18 protein-coding genes are annotated in these 21,549 nt (G+C 71.3%); 9 read left to right on the top strand and 9 right to left on the bottom strand.

Going from position 1 to position 21,549, the window contains the following annotated elements; translation table 11 throughout:
- Positions 1–434 precede the first annotated feature (434 nt).
- The gene (gene tpg / locus IG62_RS0100270; protein WP_030796028.1) at positions 435–992 is read right to left on the bottom strand and encodes a telomere-protecting terminal protein Tpg; all 558 of its coding nucleotides are present in this window, start codon (positions 990–992) and stop codon (positions 435–437) included.
- A gap of 9 nt (positions 993–1,001) precedes the next feature.
- On the bottom strand, positions 1,002–3,167 hold the full coding sequence (gene tap, locus IG62_RS0100265; protein WP_030796026.1) for a telomere-associated protein Tap: 2,166 nt from the start codon (positions 3,165–3,167) through the stop codon (positions 1,002–1,004).
- A 555-nt stretch (positions 3,168–3,722) separates the two neighbouring features.
- Between tap and IG62_RS0100260 the strand changes: the two genes are divergently transcribed.
- The 3 genes from IG62_RS0100260 (at position 3,723) to IG62_RS0100250 (ending at position 5,562) form a co-directional block, all read left to right on the top strand.
- On the top strand, positions 3,723–4,544 hold the full coding sequence (locus tag IG62_RS0100260) for a trypsin-like serine peptidase (RefSeq protein WP_078871709.1): 822 nt from the start codon (positions 3,723–3,725) through the stop codon (positions 4,542–4,544).
- A gap of 130 nt (positions 4,545–4,674) precedes the next feature.
- On the top strand, positions 4,675–5,172 hold the full coding sequence (locus IG62_RS0100255) for a potassium channel family protein (protein WP_030796022.1): 498 nt from the start codon (positions 4,675–4,677) through the stop codon (positions 5,170–5,172).
- A 39-nt stretch (positions 5,173–5,211) separates the two neighbouring features.
- Positions 5,212–5,562, top strand: a complete 351-nt coding sequence (locus IG62_RS0100250; protein WP_030796020.1) for an MmcQ/YjbR family DNA-binding protein — start codon at positions 5,212–5,214, stop codon at positions 5,560–5,562.
- A gap of 45 nt (positions 5,563–5,607) precedes the next feature.
- Here the strand turns inward: IG62_RS0100250 and IG62_RS47650 are convergent, their stop codons facing one another.
- Positions 5,608–5,772 (bottom strand): hypothetical protein, encoded by a 165-nt coding sequence (locus tag IG62_RS47650; RefSeq protein WP_199812379.1) that lies wholly within the window; start codon positions 5,770–5,772, stop codon positions 5,608–5,610.
- 506 nt (positions 5,773–6,278) lie between these two features.
- Here IG62_RS47650 and IG62_RS0100240 point away from each other — a divergent pair.
- From IG62_RS0100240 to IG62_RS0100230, 3 genes are all read left to right on the top strand, one after another.
- A complete protein-coding gene (locus tag IG62_RS0100240; RefSeq protein WP_030796018.1) occupies positions 6,279–7,505 on the top strand; it encodes a beta-ketoacyl-[acyl-carrier-protein] synthase family protein in 1,227 nt (408 codons plus the stop codon).
- A gap of 232 nt (positions 7,506–7,737) precedes the next feature.
- Positions 7,738–8,997 carry an SDR family oxidoreductase gene (locus tag IG62_RS0100235; RefSeq protein WP_051797329.1) on the top strand — a complete coding sequence of 420 codons (1,260 nt, stop codon included), beginning with the start codon at positions 7,738–7,740 and terminating at the stop codon, positions 8,995–8,997.
- Positions 8,990–9,262: an acyl carrier protein gene (locus IG62_RS0100230; protein WP_234326109.1), complete on the top strand. Its 273-nt coding sequence runs from the start codon at positions 8,990–8,992 to the stop codon at positions 9,260–9,262. The genes IG62_RS0100235 and IG62_RS0100230 overlap by 8 nt, the downstream gene beginning before the upstream one ends.
- Before the next feature lie 51 nt (positions 9,263–9,313).
- Here the strand turns inward: IG62_RS0100230 and IG62_RS0100225 are convergent, their stop codons facing one another.
- Positions 9,314–11,773 carry an MMPL family transporter gene (locus IG62_RS0100225; protein WP_078871707.1) on the bottom strand — a complete coding sequence of 820 codons (2,460 nt, stop codon included), beginning with the start codon at positions 11,771–11,773 and terminating at the stop codon, positions 9,314–9,316.
- 164 nt (positions 11,774–11,937) lie between these two features.
- Here IG62_RS0100225 and IG62_RS0100220 point away from each other — a divergent pair, with 164 nt between their 5' ends.
- Complete coding sequence (locus IG62_RS0100220) at positions 11,938–12,324, top strand: hypothetical protein (RefSeq protein WP_030796010.1); 387 nt, start codon at positions 11,938–11,940, stop codon at positions 12,322–12,324.
- Between the two features lie 34 nt (positions 12,325–12,358).
- Here the strand turns inward: IG62_RS0100220 and hemC are convergent, their stop codons facing one another.
- On the bottom strand, positions 12,359–13,294 hold the full coding sequence (gene hemC / locus IG62_RS0100215; RefSeq protein ID WP_030413563.1) for a hydroxymethylbilane synthase: 936 nt from the start codon (positions 13,292–13,294) through the stop codon (positions 12,359–12,361).
- 332 nt (positions 13,295–13,626) lie between these two features.
- On the opposite strand from hemC, the gene IG62_RS41155 reads away from it, so the two are divergent.
- A complete protein-coding gene (locus IG62_RS41155; RefSeq protein WP_199812378.1) occupies positions 13,627–14,361 on the top strand; it encodes a hypothetical protein in 735 nt (244 codons plus the stop codon).
- A gap of 120 nt (positions 14,362–14,481) precedes the next feature.
- On the opposite strand, the gene proP is transcribed toward IG62_RS41155, so the two are convergent.
- The 4 genes from proP to IG62_RS0100185 form a co-directional block, all read right to left on the bottom strand.
- Entirely contained in the window at positions 14,482–15,993 is a 1,512-nt protein-coding gene (gene proP / locus IG62_RS0100205) for a glycine betaine/L-proline transporter ProP (protein WP_199812377.1), read from the bottom strand.
- A gap of 606 nt (positions 15,994–16,599) precedes the next feature.
- On the bottom strand, positions 16,600–17,307 hold the full coding sequence (locus tag IG62_RS0100200) for a class F sortase (RefSeq protein ID WP_030796003.1): 708 nt from the start codon (positions 17,305–17,307) through the stop codon (positions 16,600–16,602).
- Positions 17,308–17,437: 130 nt separating this feature from the next.
- Positions 17,438–18,232 carry a hypothetical protein gene (locus IG62_RS46940; protein WP_158794933.1) on the bottom strand — a complete coding sequence of 265 codons (795 nt, stop codon included), beginning with the start codon at positions 18,230–18,232 and terminating at the stop codon, positions 17,438–17,440.
- 809 nt (positions 18,233–19,041) lie between these two features.
- Positions 19,042–19,779, bottom strand: a complete 738-nt coding sequence (locus tag IG62_RS0100185; protein ID WP_107052874.1) for a Mut7-C RNAse domain-containing protein — start codon at positions 19,777–19,779, stop codon at positions 19,042–19,044.
- A 424-nt stretch (positions 19,780–20,203) separates the two neighbouring features.
- Between IG62_RS0100185 and IG62_RS0100180 the strand changes: the two genes are divergently transcribed.
- Positions 20,204–21,493, top strand: coding sequence for an ATP-binding protein (locus tag IG62_RS0100180; RefSeq protein WP_030795999.1), 1,290 nt, complete (start codon positions 20,204–20,206; stop codon positions 21,491–21,493).
- Positions 21,494–21,549: the final 56 nt, after the last annotated feature.

Below are 21,549 nucleotides of genomic sequence, written 5' to 3'. Positions count from 1 at the left end.
CGGCCCGTGACAGACCGCGAACGTTGACGTGCGGGGAGGCGGACGGGAGCGGGGCGGGGACGCGGGCGACGCCGGGCAAATATTGCCGAGGGCAACGAATAAGGGTCGCGATCACGCCCCGGCCTCACTCGGGGCGCGACCTCGACCAGTAGGCGCTCCGGCGCGGTCCGGCGCGGCGGGAGCACGGCGCAGCAGCACCCGACCACGGGCCGGCACGCTCTCCGTGGCATGTCGGCCCCGCGCCGGGCAGCCTGTGCACCGCACGCTCCGCCACCACCTCGCGGACCGCCTCACGCACCTTGAGCATCAGCGACGCCCGCCCGCACTGTCGTCGGCGCCGAGCACAAGTGGCGCGCCAGGCACGCCCGTTGGCTCCAGTTTCAGGATCTGGACCTCGTGAACTGCCCGGGCGCCGCAGGCACCTGGCTCGCTCCTTAAAACTCCATCTCCACATACTCGATGTCGGTGAACTCCACCTGCAGCCCGTCGGCGCGGCGGCCGTGGTCCTTGAAGTAGATCTCCTGGAGCCCCTCGGCGGCGATGTCGCGCAGTTGCTGTTCCGTTGCCCCGGCGGCCTGGGCGTCGAAGAGGCGGGCGGCGTAGGCCGGGGGCAGGGCCTGCGTGATGCGCCGGATGCGGCTGTCGTCGGTGCTGCCGGGGGCGGCGGTGAAGCCGAAGCGGGCGCGGGTCTCGATGACGATGCCGCCGACGGTCGCCGCCCGCTTCTTCGCCCGCTCGCGGACCCGCGGTTGCCACCGCCTGCGGACCTCGCGCTCCATACGGGCGGCCAGGTCCTTGCGGGGCCGCTTGATCTGCGCCTTGACGTAACGCTCGACGGTCCGCTGGGAGACCCCGAGCAGCCGCGCCACCGCCATGGTCGAGCCCTTCTCCGACTTGACCAGGAAGCGCATCTGCGCCGGCGCCGACTTGGGGAGGGGACGGGTGGCGGTGTGTTCCTCGGCCTTGTCCAGGCTGTCCTGGATGATGCCCATGGCGTATCCCTACTCCCCGTCTCCAGCGGCGTCGGTGCCCTTGATGTGCCGGGCCGGGTTGATCCGCTCGTCCTCGATCATCGCGGCCACCCACAGGAAGTCCTGGGTGCCCTCGTGCTTGACCATGCCGGGCGACACCCCGAGCCGGAAGCCCCCGGGAAGCGGTTTGCCCTCCTCCGTGTACGGGAGGAAGTCGAGCGGCGACGGACCGTGGGAGAGGTAGACGGCGCAGTCCGACAGGACCGCGACCGGGAATCGCCCGACCGCGGCGAGCTTGGTCATCTTGCGGTGCATGTTGGTGCGGGCCTTGCCGATGAGCTCCGCCCGGATGTGCGGGCTCCAGGTGGGCCGCTCCAGGGCGGGCCAGCGCTCGCCGTATGTGTGGCCCACGCCCTGCGGCCGCTCACGGAGCTTGCCGATGCCGCCCTTGACGGTCGACTTGATGGCCGACAGCACGGCCGCCTGCCCGGGGTCCACGTCCTTGTGACGCGCCATGGCAGCCAGGAAGTCGGCGTCCGGCATTCCCGGGCTGACCCCGAGGTCGGCCATCGTGGCCATGTAGGCATCGCGCAGCCGGGTGTACCAGGCGTCCAGATAGGAACCGTGCTCGTACCGTACGTACGCCTCCAACGGCTCGACGCGCGCGCCGAGTTCGACCGCGTACGCGAGGGTCGAGGTGGCGTACCAGGCCGGCCCGGCCGGTCGGACGCCCCTCGGGGTGAACGGGTTGGGCAGCCGGGGGTCGACGTCGATGCGGGAGAGGTCGACGAGCCAGGTACCGGGCAGCTTGGGGTCGAAGGCCGGGGCGCGCACGTGCGTGGCCGGGCCGGTGCCGACGGTGAGGCGGTTCGCCGCCGCGGCGAACGCCATGTTGACGTCGATGCCGACCCCGTACGCGTAGCCCTGGGCGCACTCCTCGTCGGTGAGCGGCCGGAACCAGTCGTAGGCCTCTTCGTCGAGGACCTGGTCCGGGGTGCGCTCGTGGTGGCGCGGGTAAAGGGCGGCGGCCACGGGGTGTTCGCCGGGCGCCTCGGGCGGCGCGGGATCGACGGGTTCCGTGAGCGCGCCCGGGTTGGGCCCGGAAACCCAGGCACCGGTGCCCTCGTCCTTGACGGCGCGGGTCGGGGGGCGCAGCGCGGTCATCAGCTCCAGTCCGCAGACGGCCGTCGAACCGCGGGGGGTGATGACGCGCGTCGCGAACGAGCCCAGTACGCGGGCGAGTTCGGCCGCCGGCAGGTGCTCCGCCTCTCCCCAGGAACGGGCATCGAGCGCGCCCCACGGAAGGATCGCGAGCTGCACGCACTGCCGCCGGCCACCCTCTGCCGGACGGTAGATCCGCGGCCAGGGACCGAATCCGCGCCGGGTGAGCTGCCACTTGGCACGCGCGAGCTGCTTGACGATCTTGTGGTCGGCCGCCAGGCGCAGTCCCCGCCGGTCCTCCAGGGCGGCGGGCAGCCCCAGCCGTTCGGCCGCACCGGCGGTGATCACGACCAGCGGGTCCGCGTCCTTGCCGTGCCGATGCAGCCGCGGCGCCCCGAGCTTCGCCTCGGTCAGCGCCCACTCGACCAGCGCCGGCACGCTTTTGGCCGGACAGTCCAGCACCAGCCCCTCGACGCAGTACGCGGAACCGTCCCCGTCGAGCACGGCAAGCGGCCCGTGCGCGAACCGGGAGTCGGGGTCGGGCGAGGACGGCTGGGCCGGTGGCCGGGGGGTGCGTGCGGGGCGGGCAGGACGGGCGCCTGTGGGGGTATGGCGCGGCGGCCGGGGAGGCAGGGGAGCGGGGGCGGCAGGGACGGTCGAGGTGGGTACCGATGCCGCTTCTGCCTGCCGGGCTGCAGGGGGAGTCGGGGCGGGGATCGGCGCGGGAGCTGGTGCGGGCTCGACGGGCTCTGGGTGATCGACGGCACCCGACCCGGCAGGGAATCTCTCCGCGAGGCCCTCCAGCAGCCGCAGATACGCCGCGCGCTTCGGCTGGCGCGGCTCGGTCCGGCCGGCTTCCCAGCTGGTGATCGTCTCCCGCCGGACGGACAGCGCCGTGGCGACCTGATCCTGACTCAGGCCGGCGGCCTCACGCAGCCGCTTGCGCTCCGCCGGCTCCGGGAGCGCATCCGGCACACCGGCCTGCGCCAGCAACGCATCAACCGACGCGAAGAGCGCATCCTGCTCACTGGCCACGGGAACCACCTCCCTCGCCACCCTATCCGAATCGCACCCCCACTCCCCCACGAAACGCACGTCGGAACGCACCGTCACACCGCCTGGACCAGACCCCTCGACACGCCCTCTCGCCACACCGGGCCCAGCCGTAGGACCATCCCGTAGGACCATGGCTCGCCCGCTCGGACCCACCACGCCCGTCATCGCCCGCGCACCCGCACGCCGCACATCGCACACCAGGGACCGATCCCCGCCCACACCCTCGGCTCTCACGCTCTGCCAGCATCCCTCGGGAGGACCCCGATCATGCACAGACCGATCGCCGTACGCGGCCTCCGCCCCCTTCTCACCGCCGGCCTCCTCGGCCTCGCCGGACTGGCACTCATCGTCCCGCCGGCCCTCTTCACCCCCGTCGCCCAGGCAGCCACCTCTCATCCAGCGCCGGCAGGACTCTCACCCGCGTCGACGTCCACCTCGCCATCCCCATCCCCATCCGCCTCCGCGTCCCCACCCACATCCACATCCGCGTCCGCGTCCGCATCCGGCGACGACGCGTACTGGACCCCGCAGCGCATGGCAGCCGCCGAGCCGGTCGCGGCCGACAGGAGTGGCCCAGCGAAGAGGAAAAGCAGCCTCCGCGCCGCGCGCCCATCGGCGGCGGACCCGATTCCGCCCAGCCACCCGTTCGACGGCCTCCCGCAGGTCGGCACCTTCTTCTGGACGGACGGCACCAACACCGGCCGTTTCTGCGGCGGAACGGTCGTCCGCAGCCCGCTCCACAACCTCGTCGTCACCGCCGCACACTGCCTGCGCGCGCCCGATCCGAAGCGCCACCTGTCGTTCGTGCCGCAATACCACGACGGCCTGAAGCCCCACGGGATCTACCCCGTCGACCGGATCTACCTCGACCAGCGTTACTACGACCTCGGTACGAACGGGGGCGCACGCTGGGACTACGCGGTCGTACGGCTCGGCGCGCGGGCCGACGGGGCCGAGGTGGAGGACGTCACGGGCGGGTACGACCTGGTCCCGTATCCCGGGTACAACCACCGGGATGTACGACTCATCGGTTACCCGGGCAACAGTGACACCACCCACCCCAAGCCGCTGGACTGCACCTCGTCCACGCACCGCTACACCAGCACCGACCCGGCCGCCCCCGGCGACTTCCTGGAGATCGCCTGCGCCGGCTACATCGGCGGCACCTCCGGCGGGCCGTTCCTCGTACGGGACTTCACCGGTTACACCCTGATCGGGGTCATCGGCGGCTACCACACCGGCGGGGACTTCCCCGACGTCTCCTACAGCTCGTATTTCACCCTCGACACGCTGGCGCTCTACCTGCACGCCGTACGCGGCGACACTCCGGCCGCACCCCGCATTCCCTCCTCGTAACAGGGCACCGGCACCACCCCCTGTTAATGTCGGCAATGCCGTAAGAAAACCGGCTTTCCATCGGAGAGCCGGTTTTCGCACGGCAGATCTGAATTCCGGTCAGGCCGGCAGTGGAAGGTGATGACCCGCGTTGGTGCCGTCGTTTCTCGCGTCCGCCCTGAATCGCCTCTTCCGGAACGAGTCATGGCGTCGGCTGCACGCACGGGCCGCTTTCTGGGTGACCGTGGGCATGAGCGCGCTGCTGCTCGCCGGCGCCGCTCTGGTGGTCGTCGCCGAATCAGGAGCGCCGCGGGCGAATATCACGTCGTACCCGAAAGCACTGTGGTGGTCGATCGAGACGGCGACCACGGTGGGGTACGGGGACTTCTACCCGGTGACGGTGTGGGGCAGGGTCATCGCGTCCCTTTTGATGCTCGGCGCCATTACGGCGTTCGGTGTCGTCACGGCCGCCCTCGCCACATGGTTCGTCGGCCGTGCGGAGCAGGACGCGATCCGGCTGGGCAAGGCGATCGGCAGCCATGCACGCGAGGACGCGGAGGCGCTGCGGGCGGAGTTGCAGACGCTGCACGCGCGTTTCGACCACGTCGAGAATCTGATCAGGGGCCGCGGTCCCACCGCGCCTTCCTGAACACTTCAGGAGCGTGGTCGACGGGGCTAAAGTGGTGACGTGATCGATTCTTCCGACGTCCGCCGTATCGCCCTGTCCCTCCCGGAAACGGTGGAGAAGGAAGCCTGGGAGATGCCCACGTTCCGGGTGGCGGGGAAGATGTTCATCACCGTTCCCGACGACGAGACGTCATTCGCCGTGCGCTGCCCCATCCACGAGCGGCACGAACTGATCGCCGCGGAACCGCACAAATTCTGGGTGCCGCCGCATGAGGCAGGTTCTCACTGGGTGCGGGTCCGGCTGGCCGCACTGGAGGACTTGGACGAACTCCGGGACATCCTGGTGGATTCCTGGAAGCAGGCCGCCCCGGCACGGTTGCTGGACAACTTCCGCCCGAGCGAGAACGCGTAATCGCGAACGCGCAATCAAGAAGGCGCAATCGAGAACGAGTGCTACCTACTGGTGGTGACGGCGGCGCAGATCGCTCCAGTCGAGGGCCTGGGACGCTTTGAGTTGGGAATGCTCCGCCGCCTCGCGGGTTGCGGCGAGGACGTCACCGTGCTCCTCGACGAGCTCTTCGTAGATGGGCGTGGTGCCGGAGGAGTGCGTGGCGGTGGTCATATCGGTGGTTCCTTCTCTCCGTGTGCTTACGCTGGTTCGGCTCGGTAGGTATTCGCCGCCCCGGGAAGAAGGGAGCACCGGTGGGGTCAGCCGGCCGCGGCGGGTCGACTGAAACCTTGGTGCGCAAAGGGAGGTTGTCCCCACTGATACACCGCTCCCCCGTGCGGCGCTGGCCATCGTGTCATGTGCCTGGCGAGCATGCAAAGATCATCCCAGAGCCTGAGACTGTTGATCATCGTTGATGATCGAACGCACGATTTGTGCGCACGAAAGGCACACCCGAAAGGTACGCGCGAGGGTATGCGCGAAGGCCCCACAGAGGCGCGGCGGGGCGCGGTGCGTGCCCCGCCGGAGCACCCACGGCTCCCGCTCACCGCCCATGCCCAGGAAGACTGCGGCTGGTCGGGGGACGCTGCGGCTTGGCGCGCCCGGGGTGGGCGGACGGCTGCCAATACTGAGCGCATGCCGGAAATCGCTGAGGCGCGGGTGCGGAGGGTGGCGGCCGAATGAGCGCGCGAGAGGTGGCCGTCACGGGGCTGGGACTGGTGACGCCCGCGGGGGTGGGGGTCGCCGCCACCTGGCAGGGCCTGCTGACGGGCGAATCCACCGCGGCGACCGAGCCGTCACTCGCCGGCCTCCCGGTGGACTTCTGCTGCCGGGTACCCCACTTCGACGCTGCCGCGCAGCTCGGACGCCGGCTCTCCTGGCGGCTGGACCGGTGCGCGGCCATGGCCCTGGTGGCCGCCCGCGAGGCGGTGAAGGACGCCGGACTGGGCGCCGGCAGCTGGGATCCCGTACGGGTGGGGGTCGTCCTCGGGGTGGGTACGGCGAGCATGGAGCGCTATGAGGCGGAGTTCACCAAGCTCACCGAGGGCCGGGCCACGGACATCTCCCCGTTGGCCATTCCGCGCAGCGTGCCGAACATGGTGGCCGGCGAAGTGGGGATGGACCTCCAGGTGCGGGGCCCGAACCTGACGGTCAGTACGGCGTGCGCGTCCGGGGCGACGGCCTTGGGCACCGCCCGCCAGCTGCTGCTCACGGACGCCTGCGACGTGGTGGTGGCGGGCGGCAGCGAATCGCTGTGCAGCCGGGTTCCGGCCGCCTGCTTCCACCAGATGGGCGCGCTGTCCCGGCGGGCGGACGATCCCGCGGGCGCCTCCCGCCCCTTCGACGCGGACCGTGACGGGTTCGTCCTGGCGGAGGGGGCCGGGGTGCTCGTACTGGAGCGGCTGGACCATGCCCGGTCCCGCGGCGCCCGCCCGCACGCCTACCTGTCCGGCTACGGGGCGTCGTGCGATGCGTACCACTTCACGGCGCCGCACCCGGAAGGACGCGGGGCGGCCGAGGCGTTGTCGGCCGCGCTGGGCGACGCGGGGATCGAGCCGGGCGATGTCGACCACGTCAACGCGCACGGCACGTCGACGGTCCTCAACGACCGGGCGGAGGCGCTGGCACTGCGGCAGGTCTTCCGGCGGCCGCCGCCGGTGACCGCGGTGAAGGGGGCCCTGGGGCACTCGGCCGGTGGCGCCGGGGCGATCGAGGCGGCGTGCACGGTCCTGACACTGGCGGAGCAGGTGATCCCGCCGACGGCGAATCTGCGACGGCAGGATCCCGAGATCGAGCTCGACGTGGTCGCGAAGGTGCCACGGCCGTTGCCGATGGCCGCGGCGGTGAGCAATGCGTTCGGGTTCGGTGGCCAGAACGCCGTACTGGTCTTCCGCGCGGCGTCGTAGAGCTTCTTCAGCCGTGGTGCCGGTGGGGGCGCACGGACGCGGGCGGAGATCACGCGAATGCTCGTATTGCAACGGTGCGCCGGTGCGCCGGGGCTTCTGATCCCTGACACTTCGACATACTGCAACACATTCCTAATAAATAGGAATAACGTCAGTGCCCCATGCCACAGTCCGGGCCCGCGGTGCGGACGCTGCCGGCCGCGGCCGGCCGCGCGGTCGAAGGAGTGAGTCGTTGATCACGATCACCGGTGCCACCGGCTTTCTCGGCGCACAGCTCCTCGCCGCGCTGCTGCGCAGGGACGACCGTCCTGTCTGTGCCCTCGTACGGGGTGATCCGGTCTCCGCACGCGAACGACTGCTACGGGCCGTACGCAGCACAGCCGCCGGGCCCGGGGCCGAGGCCGGATCGCGGGCCGCGTGGGACGCCGACGAGTTCCACCGGCGGGTCACCCCGGTGCGGATCGAGCTGTCCGCCCCGCGGCTGGGACTGTCCGAGGCGGAACACGCGGCGCTGGCGCGGCGCACGCAGGAGCTGTGGCACTGCGCCGCCGACACCAGCCCGCTGGGCCAGGCGGCGGCACTGCACCGCACCAACGTGGCAGGCACCCGCCGCGTCCTGGAGCTGCTGAGCGCCGGCGGGCGTACCGGGCGGCTGTTCCACATGAGCACCGCGTTCGTCGCGGGCCGGCGCCGAACGGGCGTGGTGTACGAGGACACGCTGGATGAGCAGTACGGATTTGCCACCCTGTACGAGGAGTCGAAGTTCCGCGCCGAGAGCCTGGTGCGCGCATGGGCACGGGCCGAGGGCCGGCCGGCGGTGGTCTTCCGCCCGAGTCTGCTGGTGACCGACCGGCCGTCCCAGGCGGGTGAGCCGCGCCACTGGCTGGCGGTCCAGGCGGCCCGGATCAGCATGCTGGAGCGACAGGATCCGGCCTTCGTCCTGCGCGCCGCCGGTCTGGACGGCGACGACATCAGCTTCCCCTATACGGCGCGCGTGCCGGGACGGCCGGACGCCGTCGTCAACCTGCTGCAGGTGGACTGGGCGGTGAGGGCCATGCTGCGCTGCGCCGCCGCCCGACCCGCGCAGACGATGGCCGAGCTGGAGTCACCCGTCGAGACCTATCACGTGACACACCCCCAGGACTGCTCGGTGCAGGAGCTGGTGCGGATCGCCTTGAGCGGATGTGACTGGCTTGATGTCACGCTTGACCCGGACGTGACGGCCGAAGGCATGCGACCGCTGGAGCGGTTCCTCATCCGCCTGGCCGCCGGGCTGACTCCGCACTGGTGGTCCCGCCGCCACTACGACCGGACCCGCCTGGAGACCGCGGCGGCCGGCCTGGCACCACCGCCGGCACTCTCCGGGGAGTACGTCCGCTCGGGTATGAGCATGCCCTCGTCGCGGGGCTTCTCCGCCCCTCCTCCCTCTCCCGCCTCCTCGTCCCCCTCTTCCTCCTCGTCACAGAAGGGAGCCGTGACGGCTCGTGTCTGATTCCTGCCCGACGCACACTCCCCCTGCCCCCTCCCCCACCTACGCCGTCATCTGCGCGGCCCTGAGCGAGACCTTCGGCATCGACACGGCCGAGCTGCGTCCTGACGCGACGTTCGAGGAACTCGACGTCGATTCCCTCGCACTCCTGGAGTTCGCCCTCGTCATGGGCGAACGCCTCGGAGTGACCGGGGAGACCGAGCTGCGTCCGGGCATGACGCTCGCGGAGGCGACGGCGCTCGTCGACGCGTCACCCGTGCGGTCGTGATCGGCGCCCGCATCTCACCCGTTCCGCCGCACGGACGATCGTGGTCGGAACTCAGGCTCGGCTTGAGGGCGAGGTCAGGTCAGTCACATCGGCGTGACCGGACGTGACTGACGAACCGTCATGGTTCCGGTGGCCATGGCGGGGACGAGGATCACGGCGGCCGCGCCCCGGCGCCCACCAGTTGGCCCTCCCGGCCAGCCGCATGACCGACGGGACCAGCACCCCGCGTACCACCGTGGCATCGACCACGACGGCCAGTGCCAGACCGATTCCCAGTTCCTTGAGCAGCAGCACGCCCGAGGAGGCCAGCGCGCCCATGGCCACGGCCACGGCGAGCGCCGCCGCGGTGAACAGCCGTCCGGTCCGGGAGATGCCGTGGACGATCGCCGCCGTATTGTCGCCCGTCGCCCGGTAGTGCTCCTGGATACGGGAGAGCAGAAACAGCTCGTAGTCCACGGACAGGCCGAATGCCACGCTGAACAGCAGCAGCGGAATCGTCATGTCGATCGTGCCGGTGACGGTGAAGTCGCCGAGCAGCGACCGTAGATGACCGTCCTGGAAGACGAAGACGAGACCGCCGAGGGCGGCGGAGAGGCTCAGCGCCGCCACCGCGAGCACCTTCAGCGGAATCAGCACACTGCGGGTGAACAGGAACACCACGGTCATGGTCCCGGCAGCGATCAGCCCCAGTGCCAGCGGAAGCCGATCCGCCAACGCGGCGCGGGCATCGACGACTTGAGCGGCCCAACCGGCGAGATGCAGGGTGCCGCCGGGGGCCGGAAGCCGACGGACCGCGTGCACGAGTGCGGCGGCACGCTCCGACTGCGGATCGGACCGCAGCGTCAACGTCACCACACTGCCCCGCACCACGGGCCCGGTGGCTGCCCCGCCCAGCCTCGGCGTGTACGCTCCTCCGCCCACCTCAGGGGTGTGCGTTCGCCGGCGCGTCTCAGGGCGGTACGCTCCCTCGCCTCCCACACGCCGCCCACCCTCATACCGTCCCGTCGCCGGAACGGTCACCGTCGCCTCCCCCCGCACCCCGGCCAGCGCGGACAGCCTGCGCCCGTATGCATCGAGCGCCGCCCGGTCGGCCTCCGGATCGACGCGCGGGAGGACCGCCACCAGGGTGCCCTCCGCGGACGTCCCCCACTCCCTCCGTACGAGATCGGCGGTCGCATGCGATTCGGCGCCGGCCGGCAGGATCCGTTCATCGGCGAGCCCGGGGCGGCCGTGCGCGAACGGCAGCACCAGCGCGGCGAGCACCACCATGCAGGCCGCTCCCCAGCCCACCGGCCGCCGGGTGACCGCCCGTGCGACCGTGCCCCACAGCGGGCTGTCCCCGCCGATCGTCGGCGCCGGCGCCCACCGGAACCGTCCCAGGGGGTCCAGCGCCGTGACCCGGCTCCCCCAGCGGACCAGTACCGCGGGCAGCACGAACACGGCGGTGAGGGCGGCGAGGACGACCACCACCATGCCCGCGTACGCCATCGAGCGCAGGAACGAGAAGGGGAACACCAACAGCGCCGCCAGGGCCGCGGTCACCGTACCGGCCGACACCGCGACCGTACGGCCGGCCGTCGCCACGCCGGCCCGCGCCGCCTCCTGTGCGGTACGCCCGCGGGCCTGCTCCTCACGGAACCGGGCGACGATGAACAGGGCGTAGTCCACCGCCAGTCCGAACCCGAGCGCGCCGATGAGGTTGACGGCGAAGACGGAGACGTCCGTGACGGCGGTGAGCACCCACAGCACCGCGAGCGCCCCCACCGCCGCCACCCCGCCGACCAGCACCGGCAGAAGCGCCGCCACCAGCGAACGGAACGCCAGGGCCAGGATCACGAAGGTCAGCGGTGCGGCGATCAGCTCCGCCCGCAGCAGGTCCGTACGTGCCTGCACGGTCGACTGCGCCAGGCTCCACGCGGGCCCGGTGGCCCGGATCGCGAGCGGGCCGACCTCCCGGGTGTAGCGCGGTACGACCCGCTCCGCGGTACGCGCCGTCTCGGTCTCGCTCCCCTCCAGATCGACCAGCACGAGCGCGGCCCGCCCATCCCTCGACCGCAACCCCGCCGCACGCCCACGATCACGACCACGAGCCGGATCACGAGCGAGAACACGGATCTGATCACTGCCACGCGGACCGTGCGCATCGTCCACGTCCGCCGCCCAGTACGAGCGGACCCCGGCCACCCCTTCCTCAGCTGCCAGCCGCTCCGTCAGGCGTCGACCCGCGACGCGCACCGCCGGACCGTCCAGCGCATTCCGAGGTGAGACCGGCCGGACGACCAGGACGAGTTCCGGACTGCCGGCACCGTAGCGCGCCGCCCACGCCTCGGCCCGCGCCGAAGGTGTCCCCGACGCGGCCAGACCGCCCACGGACAGCCGATCGGCCAGCCCCGCGGCAGCGCACCCGAAGAGGACGCACAACACCCCCGTCACCACCAGCACCCGCCGCGGAAACCGCACCCCCCACTCCGCGAACCCCCACCGGCCGGTCCCGCCGCATCCCTTGCCCATCGCGCCATGGTCCAGCCGGCCTGCGGACAGGCTCAGCTGACGCGCCGTCACTCACGACAGACATGGAACGGATGGCGCACCATGAAGGCCGCGCACAAGTCCGCAAACCGAGCCCATGCCCGCCGCGATCACCCCGCTCCCCTTCGCCCCCGGAGGTCAACACCGTGACCCAGGCCCGCTACATACGGTTCCAAGGCACGACACGCAGTCCGCACGGCCACTTCCCCGGCATCTTCGCCCTCGCCAACGGGCTCGCCCGGGACGGCAGGCTGAGCGAGGAGCAGTACCGCTTCTGGCGCGCCGGAAACGACTGGTACGACGCCCACTACGCCAATCCGTCCGACACCGACCCACTCGTCTACGACCGGCAACGCAACCCGTGCGCGGTGGCCTGGTTCAAGGCCACCGCAACGCACCTCATAGAGCGCGTGGACGGCTATCTGCACCTGCTGGCCGCGCACGGCGTCCCGTACGAACGACTGGAGTCCGCCGACCCGGGTCGCATCATCTACGAGGACGACGACCAGGTCGTGGTCGTACCCCGGGGCTGAGGAGAGCCCGGGTTGCCTTCGGGGCGTCGCGGGCTCAGTGCGGGATGCCGTCGATGAGTTCGCGGGCGCCCTGGCGCAGCAGGGTCACGGCCACGGAGGTGCCGAGCGTCTCCGGGGTGAGCGGGCCGGCCCATTCGTGGGCGTTGAGGACCGTCTTGCCGTCCGGGGTGAAGACGCAGGCGCGCAGGGAGAGTTCGCCGCGGCGGTCCGTGGTGGCGTACCCCGCGATCGGGCTGTTGCAGTGCCCCTGCAGGACGTGCAGCAGCATCCGCTCGGCGGTGGTCTCCTGGTACGTCCGGGGGTGGCCCAGACCGCTCACCGCGTCGATGGTCTCGGTGTCGTCCTCGCGGCACTGGAGCGCCAGCACGCCCGCGCCGATCGGCGGGCACATCTCCTCGACGGAAAGGACCTGGGTGATCACGTCCGTCCGGCCGATGCGCTCAAGGCCCGAGACGGCCAGCAGCAGTGCATCCGCCTCGCCGGCCGCGAGCTTCTCCATGCGGCGGTTGGCGTTGCCGCGCATCGGCACGCACTGGAGGTGCGGGTGCGAGGCGGCGAGCTGGGCGATCCGCCGGACCGAGGAGGTGCCGATCCGGGTGCCGGCCGGCAGCTCGTCGAGGGTGCGGCCGCCCGGGTCGATCAGCGCATCGCGGACGTCGTCGCGCTCCAGGAACGCGGCGAAGGTCGTACCGGCCGGCAGCGGGCGGTCGCCCGGGATGTCCTTGACGCAGTGCACCGCCAGATCCGCCTCACCGGCGAGCAGGGCGGCGTCGACCTCCTTGGTGAACGCGCCCTTGCCCTCGACCTGCGAGAGCGCGCCCATCCAGCGGTCGCCGGTGGTCTTGACCGGGATGACCTCGGTGGCGATGCCGGGGTGGAGCGCGGCGAGTTCGGTGCGTACCCGCTCCACCTGGGCCAGGGCCATCGGCGAGTCGCGGGAGACGATACGGATCAGTTCTGGGGCGGACATGCACCCACGATAGTCCGTCAGTTATGGACGGCAGCCCGCAGGAGGCCCCCTGCAGGGGCGTTTCCTCGGCCTCCTTTCCCTTCGTCCACGTGCTCGCGAGATACGGTCCCTTCATGTCCCGGTCAACACCCAGTTCCAGCGCCAGCTCCAGCGCCAGCTCCAGCGCCAGTCCCAGTGCGAGCCCCAGCGCCAGTTCCAGTGTGAGCCACAGCGCCAGTTCCGCTTCGCGTTCCCGTTGCGGCGCCGCTTCCGAGCCTCCTACGTCCGCGTCCGGGCCCCTGCCCCCGGCCCCGTCCTCCCTGACCGTCACCGCGGACGACCTCGACCGTTGCGTGCAGCTCGCGGTGGCCGTACTGCGCCGGGCGCCCGCGGAAGCGTGGCAGCAAAGAGCCGGTTCGCTGGAGTGGGACTGCTGGGAGACGGTCGAGCACCTCAGTGACGACCTCTTCGCCTACGCCGTCCAACTCGGGCCGCGGAAGCCGCCGTTGGACGGTGAGGTGCCCTTCGTGTGGGAGAGCCGGCGGCCGGGCGGGCCCGCGAACGCCGTGCATGCCGACCGCGCGGCGGGACCGGCGGGGCTGTTGCAGGTGCTGGAGGCGTGCGGCGCACTGCTGGTCGCCATGGTGCGCACGGCGTCTCCGGAGGTCCGGGCCCACCATGTGTTCGGGCTGTCGGACCCGGCGGGCTTCGCGGCGATGGGGGCGGTGGAGACCCTGGTCCACACCCACGATCTGGCCGAGGGGCTGGGGCTGACCTGGGAACCGCCCGCCGACCTGTGCGCACGGGTGCTCGCCCGGCTGTTCCCGGAGGCCCCGGGTGACCCGGGGGTCGCGGGTGACCCGGGGGCCGCGGGTGACCCGGGGGCCGCGGGTGACCCGGGGGTCGCGGGTGACCCGGGGGCCGCGGGTGACCCGGGGGCCGCGGGTGACCCGGGGGCTCCAGCTGACGCGGAGGCCCCAGTGGCCCCCGGCCCGTGGGCCGTCCTGTTGTGGGCCACCGGACGCGGTGCGCTACCGGGGCGTCCTCGTCTCACCAGTTGGCGCTGGGACAGCAGCGTGCGCCGATGAAGTCCGGGGTGACTGCGCCGATGGGGTGACGACGACGGGGGCCCGTCGTCGATCCCGCCCGGGAACGTCGTCGTCGGGCTTCGTCAGGATGAGGGCAAGGGCGCGGCACGGTACCCGCGCTCAGTGCCGTGCCCAGGGGTGCCGTAGCCGGATCCAGATGTCCCTGGCCCGCCGGCCGGCCTCGGTGCGGCTCTTGGCCACGAGTGCCTGGGCCTGCTCCTCGGTCTCCACCATCGGGCCGGAGCCGCGCAGTGGTTTGCCTGCGGTTTCGTGCAGGAAGAAGGTGGCGATCAGCCCGATGACACCGGCCGCCATCAGGTAGTACGCCGGGACCATGGCGCTGCCGGTCGCCTGCACCAGTGCGGAGGCGAACAACGGTGTCGTACCGCCGAAGAGCGAGACGGAGATGTTGAAGGAGATCGACAGCGCTCCGTAGCGCAGCCGGGTCGGGAAGAGGGCCGGCAGCGTCGAGGCCGACGTCCCCGCGAAGCACACCAACAGCAGGCCGAGGATCAGACATCCGAAGGCGGGCAGCAGGATGCCGCCGGCCCGGATGAGCAGCACCGCGGGCGCGGCGAGCGCGATCAGGGCGGCGCTGCCCGCCATGAAGACGGGCCGCCGGCCCCATTTGTCCGAGGTGCGGCCGACGGTGGTGATGGTGAGCACCACGACGACCATGGTGCCGAGCACCAGCAGCTGCGCGGTGAGGGGGTCCTCGCCGAGGGTCTCGGTCATGTACGTCGGCAGGTAGGAGGTCACCATGTAGTTGGTGACGTTGTAGAGCAGTACCAGGCCCATGCAGATCAGCACCGCCTGCCAGTGCCGGGTGAAGATCTCCTTCAGCCGTCCGTGTCCGGACTGGCGGGCCTCCTCGACGGGGTCCTCGCCACCCGCGGCACGGACCGCCTCCGCGTCGTGGTGGGCCTGTTCGGCCTCGCGCTGGAAGGCCGGCGTCTCCTCCAGCCGCAGCCGCATGTACAGGCCGATCAGCCCCAGCGGCCCGGCTACGAGGAACGGCAGCCGCCAGCCCCAGTTCACCAGACCGTCCGTACCGAGGACCCCGGTGAGCAGCGTGACCAGTCCGGAACCGAGCGAGTAGCCGACGAAGGTGCCGAAGTCGAGCCAACTGCCGAGGAATCCGCGCCGGGTATCGGGGGCGTATTCGGCGATATAGGTGGTGGCTCCGGCGTATTCGCCACCGGTGGAGAAGCCCTGCACGAGACGGCAGATCAGCAGCAGAATCGGGGCGGCGAAGCCGATGGTGTGGTAACTGGGCAGAAAGCCGACCGCGAAGGTACTGATCGCCATCATGATCATGGTCGCGGCGAGTACGCGCTTACGGCCGATGCGGTCGCCGAGCGGACCGAATACGAGGCCACCGAGCGGCCGGACGAGAAACGCCGCGGCAAATGTTGCGAACGTCGAGACGACCTGCGCCCCGGGCGAACTCGCCGGGAAGAACACCTTCCCCAGCGTGCCCGCCAGATAGGCGTAGACGCCGAAGTCGAACCACTCCATGGTGTTGCCCAGCGCGGCCGCCGAGACCGCCTTGCGGACCGCGGGCCGGTCCGTGACGGTGACGTCCTGGGCGCTCAGTGGCTGTTTGCGGCGGCGCAGCAGAATGCGCAGCATGCGGTCGGTCGCGGGCGAACCCCCGCGGGCCGGCTTCCGGCCCCGCCGCGGGGTTGGCGGTTGTTGACGTCCGGGGTTCATTTCATCCCGTCATCAGGGCGAGGTTTCGGCATCACGAGCAGAGTGAGTCAGGCGCACTCATGTCCGCGGTACGCAGCTTCGCTTCTCAGGGGCTGCGGTACTCACGTCGTCTCGCGTGTGCCCAGTGATCGCCAGGCAAAACGGCTCACGACCGGAACGACTGGTGAGTACATCTCGGAGTCGGAAAGCGGAAAGCAGAAAGCGGGGAGCTGAAAGCAGAACGCGGGACGGGGAACGCGGGACGGGGAACGCGGGACGCCGAGAGGCGTCGCGAGGTCGTTCTCAGCGTTGGGCGGATACTGAGCGGCGAGGGCCGAGCGCGTTCATTATTCCCTCGCCCCTTCCCGGCCGGGGAAGCATCCACGGTTCCGCGTGTCGCTCGCCGGCAGGCTGAAGACAGCACGGTGCCCGGACCGGCGCGGCGGCCGGCCCGGGCATCGTCCGGTTGCAGCGGGACGAGACGCGAGGACGGGAAGGGGGCGGAGTCGGGGAGGGAGGGGAGGAGGGAGGAGGTACGAGAGCAGATCAGGCACGCCTGTACGAGGAGAGGTGGGCGAAGACCACGACGTTGTCGACGTAGTCCCTGACCTTCCGGTCGTAGGCGCCTCCGCAGGTGATGATCCGCAGCGACGCGTCCGGCACGTCGCCGTAGACCCGGTCGTTGGGGAAGTTCGCCTTGCTGAAGGTCTCCACGGAGTCGACCTTGAACGTGGCGATCACCCCGTCCTCACGGGTGATGTTGACCGTACTGCCGGGTTTGAGGGATTCGAGTTGCATGAACACCGCGGGTCCGGTCTTGGTGTCGACGTGCCCGGCGATGATCGACGAACCGCGTTCGCCCGGCGTGGCCCCGTCCTTGAACCAGCCGACGAGGTTGTTGTCGCCTGCGGGAGGAGCTTCGAGTTGGCCGGTCGGCGTGATGCCGAGCGGGGTGAAGGGCGCATCCACCGCGATCGCCGGGATCGACAGCCGCTTCGGCGCGGAGCGGGGCAGGGCCAGTCCCGGAGCGACGGTCGGAGCGGATGAGGAGCCGTTCGCCCGGGGGGTTGCGGAGGCGGCCACGGCGTGGGGGGACTGCGGCTTGGGGTCCGCCGAGGTGTCGACGGAGTTGTACACGAGGAGCGAACCCAGCAGAAAGGCTGCCGCGGACCACAACAGGCCGCGCCCGACGGGGCGGGAGGCGGGGGTCCGGGGCGGGTTCTTCTTCGGCTGGGGCGACTGCTGGGCGGTCATGTGCGGATGCCTTTCGTGAACGGGCGGCGGCGAGTCGTGGGGAGGCGGTGGGAAACGCAATCGCCGCGGCCACCGTCCACGAGGAACGGTGGCCGCGACGGCGCAGCGGCCTCCGTACGGGGCAGCCTTGTCAGGCCGTCGCAGAGCCCGAGGCGGAACGACGACGCAGCATGTAGGCACCGGCACCCAGACCACCGAGCATCAGCACGGAGCCGGCGGCCATGCTGCTGCCGGACGCGAGGCCACCGCCACCGGTGTGGATGCCGCCGTGCGGCCGGCGGTGGTCGCCGTATCCGCCGTGGTCGCGGTCGCCGTAGCCACCGTGGTCCCGGTCGCCGTAGCCACCGTGGTCCCGGTCGCCGTAGCCACCGTGGTCCCGGCCGCCACCGTCCCGGCCGTGGTCCCGGCCACCGTCCCGGCCGCCGCCGTCCCGACCGTGGTCCCGGCCGCCGCCGTCCCGACCGTGGTCCCGGCCACCGTCCCGGCCACCGCCACGGCCGTGGTCGTCGTCACCGTAGCCGCTGCTCTGGTCCCAGTCGGCGACCACGGTCCGGGCCAGCGCGCCGCCACCGGTGTGCACACCACCGCTCGGCCGCTGCCTGCCGTGGTCGCAGTCGTGGCCCCGGCCGTAGTCACGACCGTGGCCCCGGCCGTAGTCACGACCGTTGTCCCGGTCGCGATCCCGGCCGTTGTCCCGGCCGTTGTCACGGTCGCGGTCCCGGCCGTTGTCGCGGCCGTTGTCCCGGCCGTTGTCACGGTCGCGGTCCCGGCCGTTGTCGCGACCGTTGTCCCGGCCGTGGTCGCGGCCATTGTCACGGCCGTAGTCGCAACGGTTGTCGCGGCCGTGGTCCCGGTCACGGTCGCCATTCCTGTCGTGATCGTTGTTGCTGGCAGACGACCCGCTGCCCGAGGCAATATCCTCCATGATCATTGCGTGTGCGGCGGGCGCGGAGATTGCGAGGGCCGCTGTGATAGCGGCCGAAGCGAACAGGGTGCGGGCAGTGCGCATGGGGACATGTTCCTTTCGGCGCGACTGCGAAGGCTGACTCTTTGTCGGCACATCGGATCGCAGTAGCGACGTGATCACCGTCAGCCGGATTGCGGCCGCGCACCACCGGAGAACGTCGCATTCGAGGTACCCGCTGGGCTCTTCGGGTGGCCGAAAGCAGCGGATTCACCCATTGGACGGCGCGCGTCGTCGGCGTGTCGCGCAACGAGTGGGCTAGGGGGCGCGGCAGCACACTCGCCACCGGGATGGCTCACACTCACCACCGGATGGTTCACGAGCTCCACCGCCACGGTTCACGCCCCCACCGGGATGGTTCACGACTCAACGACTGCGACGACAAGTGCGGTGGCCCGGCAAACTGCCACGCCGGCGATCAACTCCGGCCGGGCGGCAGAGAACCCAGCACCGAGATATCGGCCTGGCCACCGCTCGGCCCGGCGCTGAACGTCCTTCCAGCGGGCTGCAGTTGAGCATTTACTGCGCCAGTCGACCCGCACTGACGAAGCGTCACTTCGACCACAGCAAGTACTGCTGGAGCAGGTACTGCTGGGCCGCAAAGCGCAGAGTGCCCGCACGCCGCCACGTGCCCTCCGCCCCCGATTGCCCTCCCGCCCGTCACCCGCCCTGAGGAATTCGTACGGCCAAGAGGCCGCCCCGGGAGGCGCCGCCCGCACCGCATGTTCCGGCGGCAGCGGGCGATGACCAACGGACAACCGCTCGCCGTATCAGCCGGCGTTCTCCCGAAGCGCCTCCTGGACGATGGCCTCCAGTCGGGCGTGGTGGGCGCCGCGCCAGTAGACGCGGCCGCAGGCGTTGCACTGCGCGAAGACGTCGTACGTACGCTGCGTGCCGTGCTGGAGTTGCTCGCGCACCGAGTCCTTGTCGGCGTCCGCCAGCTCGCCGTTGCACGCCGTGCAGCGCGTCCAAGGGGCCAGCGCGGGCGCAAAGCGCCTCAGGACGTCACGGAGTTGGTCGTCGGGCCGGTCGCTGTAGACGAACGCGCCCGCCCAGATCTCCCGTCGGCGCAGCAGCCCCCGGTCCCGGGAGAGCAGCACCCGCTGCTCCTTCGCCGAGAGCGCCGCCAGTGCGGCGTCGCCCGGGTCCTGGTTCGTGTACGCCGCATCGACGCCCAGCAGCCGCAGCCGGCGGGCGAGGGTGCCTAGGTGGACGTCGAGCAGGAAGCGCAGCGGGGCACCGGGGACATGTTGCGGGCGTTCGACGGCCCGCACCTCGATGCGTTCGCCCGCGCTCGGCACATGGGCCGGCGTCGCCTCGGTCCCGTCCACCACCAGACCGCCGACCTCGGTGAGCGGGACGCCCAACGACTCGACGACATGGCCGAGCGTCGACGTCCCGTCGGTCACCACGGGGACATCCGCGGCGCTGTGCTCTGCCGCGACGAAAACGTGCAGCTCAGGGGCGAAGCTGAAGTGGACTACCGGTGCGTTCACGTCGCACAGCATGTCATCGGACGGGACCGACCGGCCAGCAAATTCCGCCTCGGCGGGCGGCCTCCGCGGAAGCGGTCGCGGCCGGTGGGGAGGGGGGCGCGGCAATCGGCCGGGGCAGCGGGAACCGGCCGGGCAGCGGCAACCGCGAGCCGCTCAAGCTGGGACGGGATCTGGCTACGTACGGACCGTAGTGGTGCGCGCCCTCGGTTGTGCACGGTGGAGCAGGCCCGCGCTCCCCCCTCAGCCCTAGCCTCACTGCCACCCCACGAACATCACCACGACACCAACGTCACCGCGACAACAACATCGCGGGGCGTCGAGATCAGAAGACGTTGAGGTCGGAAGAGGTTGACGTCAGAAAACGTCGACGTCAGAAGACGGCGACGTCGCCCAAAGGCACCCACATCACGAGCACGACCAACGAGGGGCGGTACCGGTGAACTGGCTCATCCATGACTACCGCGAGAACGATCTCGCCGAAGTGGTCCACCTGATCGACTCCACGGCCGACCTCGGGCAGGAGTCCGTCTTCTCACTCGCCGAGTGCATCAGCGCGCTGACCTCGCGGCAGCCCGCCGTGGTGGCCGTCCACCAGGGAGCGCCCATCGGCGCCGCGCTGGCCTGCGTGGCGGGTGAGCGGGGCTGGGTGATGCGGATCGCGATCTCGTCGGCCTGGCGCGGCCGGGGCCTGGCGAGCGCACTGCTGGTGGAACTGGAACGGCGGCTGATCGCGGCCCGGGTGAGCCGCATCGCGTACGTCCTGCCGGAGGAGGACCTGCTCGGTGAGGGGTTGCTGAACGCCGGCTACACGCGTCAGCCCGCGGTGGCCTACTTCGAGAAGGTCGAACCGCACCACGGTCCGGCGGCCAGCCTCCTGGAGGACCTCGGCGGGCGGTTCCTGCCCGCCGACCTCTGGGCCAAGGTGGCCGGGATGGAGGCGGAGAAGGACCTGATCGAACGGCGGGTCGTACTGCCGCTCGCGGAGCCGGAGCGGGCCGCCCGGCACGGGGTCAGGCCGCCGCGGGCGATCGCGCTGTTCGGCCCGCCGGGGACCGGCAAGACCACCTTCGCCCGGGCCATCGCCGCCCGACTCGGCTGGCCGTTCGTCGAGCTGCTGCCGTCCCGGCTGGCCGACGAGGGCAATCTCGCGGCGGCGCTGCGCAGCGCGTTCGCCCGGATCGCGGATCTGGAACGGGTGCTCGTCTTCATCGACGAGGTCGAAGAGATCGCTCCGGTACGCCATGAGCCCGCCCAGCCGGGTGGGCTGCACGGCGTGACCAATGAACTGCTCAAGCTGATACCGGGCTTCCGGGAGCGGGACGAACGGCTGTTGGTGTGTGCGACCAACTCGATCCGCTCGCTCGACCCGGCGTTCCTGCGTCCCGGCCGGTTCGACTACCTGATCCCGATCGGCACGCCGGACACCGCGGCCCGCTCGGCGATCTGGTCCCGGTACACCGACGGGCGGACCGATGTGGACGTCGCGGCGCTCGTGGCGGCCAGTGAGCTGTTCACCCCGGCCGACATCGAACACGCCGCACGGGTGGCCGCGCAGGCGTCGTTCGAGCGGGACCTGGAGTCGGTCGGCGCGGGGGCGGGCACGCACGGCCGGTTCGGTGCGAGCACCGAGGACTACCTCGCCGCCATCGCCCAGTGCCGGCCGTCCGTGACCCCCGCCATGATCGACGAGTTCGGCGCGGACATCACGGCCCACGCCCGCTGCTGACGGGCGGGCTGAGCCGGGGCGGGCCGCCCCGTACCCGTGCGCGTACGCCCGGCTCC

The sequence above is a fragment of the Streptomyces sp. NRRL S-337 genome (assembly GCF_000720175.1).
In the GTDB taxonomy this organism is placed as follows: domain Bacteria; phylum Actinomycetota; class Actinomycetes; order Streptomycetales; family Streptomycetaceae; genus Streptomyces; species Streptomyces siderophoricus.
This window is presented reverse-complemented; position numbering and strand designations above follow the sequence as displayed.

What these genes read in the sequence shown, in the direction of transcription:
- IG62_RS0100225 (WP_078871707.1), bottom strand. Translation starts at nt 11,773, where the DNA reads ATGGGCAAGGGATGCGGCGGGACCGGCCGGTGGGGGTTCGCGGAGTGG.
- IG62_RS47650 (WP_199812379.1), bottom strand. Translation starts at nt 5,772, where the DNA reads ATGACCACCGCCACGCACTCCTCCGGCACCACGCCCATCTACGAAGAG.
- IG62_RS0100260 (WP_078871709.1), top strand. Translation starts at nt 3,723, where the DNA reads ATGGCAGCCGCCGAGCCGGTCGCGGCCGACAGGAGTGGCCCAGCGAAG.
- IG62_RS0100200 (WP_030796003.1), bottom strand. Translation starts at nt 17,307, where the DNA reads ATGACCGCCCAGCAGTCGCCCCAGCCGAAGAAGAACCCGCCCCGGACC.
- proP (WP_199812377.1), bottom strand. Translation starts at nt 15,993, where the DNA reads ATGCTGCGCATTCTGCTGCGCCGCCGCAAACAGCCACTGAGCGCCCAG.
- IG62_RS46940 (WP_158794933.1), bottom strand. Translation starts at nt 18,232, where the DNA reads ATGGAGGATATTGCCTCGGGCAGCGGGTCGTCTGCCAGCAACAACGAT.
- hemC (WP_030413563.1), bottom strand. Translation starts at nt 13,294, where the DNA reads ATGTCCGCCCCAGAACTGATCCGTATCGTCTCCCGCGACTCGCCGATG.
- tpg (WP_030796028.1), bottom strand. Translation starts at nt 992, where the DNA reads ATGGGCATCATCCAGGACAGCCTGGACAAGGCCGAGGAACACACCGCC.
- IG62_RS0100185 (WP_107052874.1), bottom strand. Translation starts at nt 19,779, where the DNA reads ATGCTGTGCGACGTGAACGCACCGGTAGTCCACTTCAGCTTCGCCCCT.
- IG62_RS0100240 (WP_030796018.1), top strand. Translation starts at nt 6,279, where the DNA reads ATGAGCGCGCGAGAGGTGGCCGTCACGGGGCTGGGACTGGTGACGCCC.